General features: G+C 67.3%; 8 protein-coding genes. All 8 read left to right on the forward strand.

Annotated elements, in window-relative coordinates:
• On the forward strand, positions 1 to 360 hold a 360-nt coding region (locus NTX40_07135; GenBank protein MCX5648853.1), incomplete at its 5' end, for a hypothetical protein.
• A gap of 89 nt (positions 361 to 449) precedes the next feature.
• A complete protein-coding gene (locus tag NTX40_07140; GenBank protein ID MCX5648854.1) occupies positions 450 to 1,112 on the forward strand; it encodes an electron transport complex subunit RsxA in 663 nt (220 codons plus the stop codon).
• A gap of 21 nt (positions 1,113 to 1,133) precedes the next feature.
• On the forward strand, positions 1,134 to 2,006 hold the full coding sequence (locus NTX40_07145; protein MCX5648855.1) for an RnfABCDGE type electron transport complex subunit B: 873 nt from the start codon (positions 1,134 to 1,136) through the stop codon (positions 2,004 to 2,006).
• 86 nt (positions 2,007 to 2,092) lie between these two features.
• Entirely contained in the window at positions 2,093 to 2,788 is a 696-nt protein-coding gene (locus NTX40_07150) for a hypothetical protein (protein ID MCX5648856.1), read from the forward strand.
• 274 nt (positions 2,789 to 3,062) lie between these two features.
• Complete coding sequence (gene rpmA, locus NTX40_07155; protein ID MCX5648857.1) at positions 3,063 to 3,302, forward strand: 50S ribosomal protein L27; 240 nt, start codon at positions 3,063 to 3,065, stop codon at positions 3,300 to 3,302.
• Between the two features lie 138 nt (positions 3,303 to 3,440).
• Positions 3,441 to 4,463, forward strand: coding sequence for a GTPase ObgE (gene obgE, locus NTX40_07160; protein MCX5648858.1), 1,023 nt, complete (start codon positions 3,441 to 3,443; stop codon positions 4,461 to 4,463).
• Positions 4,460 to 5,224 carry a type III pantothenate kinase gene (locus NTX40_07165; GenBank protein ID MCX5648859.1) on the forward strand — a complete coding sequence of 255 codons (765 nt, stop codon included), beginning with the start codon at positions 4,460 to 4,462 and terminating at the stop codon, positions 5,222 to 5,224. The genes obgE and NTX40_07165 overlap by 4 nt, the downstream gene beginning before the upstream one ends.
• Positions 5,221 to 5,567, forward strand: a 347-nt coding sequence (locus NTX40_07170) for a hypothetical protein (GenBank protein ID MCX5648860.1), incomplete at its 3' end; no start/stop codon positions are given. The genes NTX40_07165 and NTX40_07170, both read left to right, overlap by 4 nt.

The following is a 5,567-nucleotide window of genomic DNA, read 5'->3' on the forward strand; positions in this document are numbered from 1 at the left end:
TTCGCCTCCAGCCACGGGGCGCTCTCCAGCCTCCTGGACGCGCTCGGCATCGGCGTGGGGTACCTCGGGTCGCTCCTCATTATCGCCTTCATCCGCGAAACCCTCGGCGCGGGGACCCTCTGGGGCTACCGCCTGACGCCCGTCACCATCGCCGGCCGCACGATCATCCCCGAGTATCAGCCCGCGAACATCTTCGTGATGGCGCCGGGGGCGTTCTTGGTGATCGGCCTCCTGTTCGGTTTCTTCTACTGGATCGGGAACCGCCGGCGGGAGCGGGCGCGCCTGGCGGGCGTCCCCGCCGTCGCCCAAACCGCCAGGGACCTGCCGAAACCGAAGAAGGACCCTGAGCCGCGTGCGTAAGCACGCGGTGACGTCCAAGTCTTGCGCGGTGGGTCTCCGCACCCACCGCGCAACGACGCACAGCGAAAACGTTTGACGAAAGGCAACCTGTGGAAGTCGGCTACATCGAACTCGCGATCGGCTCCATCCTGATCTCGAACTTCATCCTGGCGAAGTTCCTGGGATTCTGTCCGTTTTTCGGCGTGACACGGAAGATGTCCGATTCTGTCGGCATGGGCCTGGCGGTGATCTTCGTGATGACGCTGGCCTCGGCCGTCACCGCCGCCCTCTACCGCCACGTCCTCCTGCCCTCGAGCCCCGAGCACACGAACATCCTTCAGGCCCTTGGGCTTCCCTTTCCCCAGGGCGGCCTCGTCCTGGTCCTGAAGACCATCTCCTACATCCTCGTCATTGCCGGCCTCGTCCAGTTCATCGAGATGGTCCTGAAGAAAAGCGTCCCCGCGCTTTACCGCGCGCTCGGTATCTACCTGCCGCTCATCACCACCAACTGTGCCGTGTTCGGCGTCGCGCTGCTTAATACCGAAGCCTGGCGCGATCCAAACGGGTTGCCGATTCACAAAGCAGCCTTCAACGGTTTCTGCGGGGGCGTCGGGTTCCTCCTGGCGATGATCCTGATGAGCAGCATCCGCGAACGCCTCGCCGAAGCGCGCGTGCCGAAGGCCCTCCGGGGCCTCCCCATCGCCTTCCTCTGCGCCAGCCTGATGGCCATGGCGTTCATGGGGTTCACGAAACTCTTCGGCATCGCCGTATAAAAGGGCGGCAAGGACCGCATCATGAACTGGGACGAGGTCGGGCCGTACCTGACAAACGCGTGGGTGGTCCTCGGCGCCCTGGCCGTGGTCTTCGGCGTCGTTCTGGCCGTCGCCAACCGTTTCTTCAGCGTCGTCGTCGACCCGCGCCAGGCCGAGATCGAGGAAGCCCTCCCCAAGGCGAACTGCGGGGCGTGCGGCTACGGCGGGTGCGCCGCCTATGCCGAGGCGATCGTCCTGGGCAAGGCCGACGCCAACTTCTGCATCCCCGGCGGGTCCGAGACGGCCGTTCACATCGGCCGCATCATGGGCCTCACGGTCGCCGGCATCACCCCCAAGGTGGCCGTCGTCAAGTGCCAGGGATCCCGAGAGAACACCTCCGAGCGGTTCCGCTACGTCGGCGAGCGCGATTGCCGCGCCGCCGCCGCCACCCAGTACGGCCAGACCGCCTGCCCCTACGCCTGCCTGGGATTCGGCACGTGCGTGCGGGCCTGCCCGTTCGACGCCATGGTCGTGGACGCGGAAACGGGCCTCCCGCGGGTCCTGGAGGACCGCTGCGTGGCCTGTGGGACCTGCGCGGAAGTCTGCCCCAAGAATATTATTGAGATTCTGCCCAAGGAGCGGTATATTCACGTCCTTTGCCGGAACCAGGACCCGGGCAAGGTGGTGCGCCAGGTCTGCAAGGTCGGCTGCATCGCCTGCCGCAAGTGCGAGAAGGTCTGCCCCGTCGAGGGCGGCGCAGTCCACGTGACCGGGAACCTGGCGGCGGTGGACATGGAGACGTGCATCTCCTGCGGCAAATGCACCCAGGAATGTCCGGTGGCGTGTATCGGGAACTTCCGGAAACTTCGGCGGGACGCCAAAAAACGGACCGGGGCGGCCTCCGAAGCCGCCTGAATTGCGGTCACAGTTAGCCGCCCAGTTTACTGGGCGCTGGCTGTTCATGGCGTGAGCGGGGAGACTAACTGAACAGGAATTCAATCATGCGGACCGAAAACATCGGATGGTGGAGCGTGGCGGTCGCGGTTGTGGTGACCGCCCTCTCGGCCACGGTCGCCTGGACCGAGGAGGCCGGGAAGGCATCGGTGGAAAAGGCCATGGAGGTTGCCGATCCCGACCAGGTCAACCCCCTCGACATCAAGGGCGAAAAATACACCTTCGACTTCCGCTTCGACACCATCGAACCCCTCGTCGTCACCAACCCCGAGGGCGAAAAAGAGGTCTACTGGTACCTCGTCTACACCATCACCAACCCGAGCGACGCGGAACATAATTTCGTCCCGGCCTTCACGCTTTACAGCGACACGGCCAGCATCCGGCGGGCCGGCCTCCATCCCGACATCTTTGACGCCGTCAAGAACCGCCGAAAGATCCGGTTCCTCGAAAACGCCGTCAAGATGACCGGCAAAGTCCTCCCCGGCGAGGACAGCGCCAGGACGGGTGTCGCCATCTTCGCCCCGCTGGACCGCGAGACCGACCACTTCCGCATCTTCGTCGAGGGCCTCTCCGGCGAGTACGTCGAGCGGCCGAACCCCGCCGCCACCGCCGAAACGCCCGAAGACCAGAAGGTCATCCGCCTCCGCAAGACGCTGGTCCTCGAGTACAAGTTCCCCGGCGACGAGTGGTGGCTGAACGTCGACCAGCCCGTCTTCGTCTCCAAGACCTGGACCTGGCGGTAAACTAACGCCCGCAGATGAGCCTCTCCGCGCCCTTAGCCCGTGCCTCGGATTTCGTCATTCATTCGTCATTCGGCCCTCGGGTTTCGTCATTTCTTGCCCCCATCCTCCCTTTGCGCCCTTGGCGCACCCTTCGATCCCGGCGCGCCGGGACTCAGGGCATGCTTTGCGGTTAAAACCCCACCCCCCTGACCCTCGCCAAAAACCTCTTGCCATCGGCTCCGCCTCCGGCTATAATCCCCTTGCTGGTTAGGTTCCATAGATAGGAGTGCTGGTCATGGCACATAAGAAGGGTCAAGGCTCGACGCGGAACGGGCGGGATTCGAATCCCCAGTATCTCGGCGTCAAGGTCTATGGCGGACAAACGATCGGCGTCGGCGGCATCATCGTCCGCCAGCGGGGGACGAAGTTCCGTCCCGGCCTCAACGTCGGCCTCGGTCGCGACGACACCCTCTTCGCCCTCACCCCCGGCAAGGTCCGATTCCAGGGACGCAAGGTCCACGTCCTGGCGAACTAGCCGCGATTACAAACACGACGGCCCGAGGCCTTCCTCCGAAGTCGCCTCGGGCCGATTGCTTGCGCCGCGCCTTCACGAGCCGCCGGCCGCGCTCCCTTGGGCTTGTGGCTCCGCCCGCGCTGTGTTAGGCTACCTATTATGTTCATTGACGAGGCGGAAATCCACGTCAAGGCCGGCGACGGAGGCCGGGGATGCGTCTCCTTCCGGCGCGAGGCCGGCGTTCCCCGCGGCGGGCCGGACGGCGGCCACGGCGGCGACGGCGGCAGCGTCGTCTTCCACGCACGCGAGGGACTCGATACGCTCCTCGATTTCCGCGGACGCCACCACTGGCACGCCCCCGACGGCGAGCCCGGACGCGGCAAGGACCAGACCGGCGCGAGCGGCGAAGACCTCGTCATCAACGTCCCGCCCGGCACGCTCATCTACGACCGGCGTCTCGGCATCCTCATCAAGGACCTCTCGCGCCCCGGCATGACCGTCACCATCGCGCGCGGCGGGAAGGGCGGCCGGGGCAACGCCTCCTTCGCCACCCCCACCAACCAGACCCCGCGCGAATCCGGGCCCGGAGAGCCGGGCGAAGCACGCGACCTGAGGCTGGAACTGAAACTCATCGCCGACGTCGGCCTCGTCGGACTCCCGAACGCCGGCAAGAGCACCCTGCTCGCGCGTCTCTCGGCCGCCCGGCCCAAGATCGCCGACTATCCTTTCACGACGCTCTACCCGCACCTGGGGATTGTCGAGGCGGGCCCCGAGCGGCGATTCATCATGGCCGACCTCCCGGGCCTCATCGAAGGGGCCCACCAGGGCGTCGGCCTCGGCGACGAGTTCCTGAGGCACATCGAGCGGACGCGCGTCCTCGTGCACCTCGTGGAGGTCCAGCCGCACACCGGCCAGACGCCCGCCGACGCCTACCGCTCCATCCGCCGAGAACTCGAGGCCTACAGCCGCACCCTCGCCGACAAGGAAGAACTCCTCGTCATGACCAAGGCGGATTTGCTTGGCGGCGACGACGCGCCCCGGCGCGAACTCGCCGAGGCCGTCGGCCGGCCGGTCCTCCTCATCTCCGCCGCCACGGGCCAGGGCCTCAAGGAACTCGTCGCCGCCGTCCTCGACCTTCTGGATCGCGTCGGCGAACCGGACCTCTTGGAGAACACTCCATGAGCCGAATCCTTGCCGTCACGCTCGGCAACACGACCGCCTCCGTCTCGCTCACCGACGCCGACGGCCGGCTCGGCGAGGTGCTCCGCGTTCCCATCGGCCGGTTGGAGAACCTCAAGGAAGCCCTCCCCGGCGCGGACGCCGACCTCTCGGAGGAGGGCGTCTGTGTCGTCGTGGCCTCGGTGAACCCGCGGGCGCTGGCGCGGTTCCGCGGCATCGCGGTGGACGTGAGCGGCGCGGAGCCCGACGTGGCGGGCGCGGATTTTCCGATTCCGATCCGCGCCGAGGTCGATGCGCCGGAAGGCGTCGGGGTGGACCGGTTGCTGGCGGCGTTGGCGGCTTTTCGCCGCGCCGAGGGCGCCTGCATCGTCGTCGACGCCGGGACGGCTATTACCGTCGATGCCGTCTCCGCCAACGGGGCGTTCCAGGGCGGCGCCATTTTTCCCGGCCTCGAGATGATCGCCCGCGCCCTGGCCGAGGGAACCGCGCTCCTGCCCAAGGTGGACCTGCCGAGCGAAGCGCCCCTGGTGGGCAAGAACACGCGCGAGGCGATTGCGGCGGGCCTCGTGCACGGCGTCACGGGCGCCGTCGCCGCCCTCGTCGAGGGCGCCCGCCGGACGGTCGGCCAAGAGGCCGCGGTGCTCCTGACGGGCGGCGACGCGGCGTTCCTCGCACCGCACCTGCCGGCCGCCATGCGCGAGGTCGTGCCGAACCTCGTCCTCGAAGGTCTCGTGATCGCCTATCGCGACGGGCAGAAACGATGAACGCGTCCGCAGGATGCTGCGCGGGCGTCTTCTCGGTTCTGACGCCGCCCGGCCGCGGCGGCATCGCCGTCGTCCGCTGCCTCGGCCCGGCCGCGGTCCGGGCGATGGAAGCCTGTTTCCGCCCGCCGCGCCGACCGGCGCCGCACCGCCCGGAATCTGATATCTCAAATTTTAAATCTGAGATTTCCGATTTGGCGTCACGGCCCCCGTCCTCGCGGCCGATGATGCCCGACGTCGGCCGGTTGGCCTACGGCCACTTCGTGGACGCCGGCGGCCGGCCCCTCGACGAAATCATCCTGTACCGCGCGGCGGAGACGGTCTTCGAGGTGAACTGCCACGGCGG

The sequence above is a fragment of the Planctomycetota bacterium genome, assembly GCA_026387035.1.
Lineage (GTDB): Bacteria > Planctomycetota > Phycisphaerae > FEN-1346 > FEN-1346 > JAPLMM01.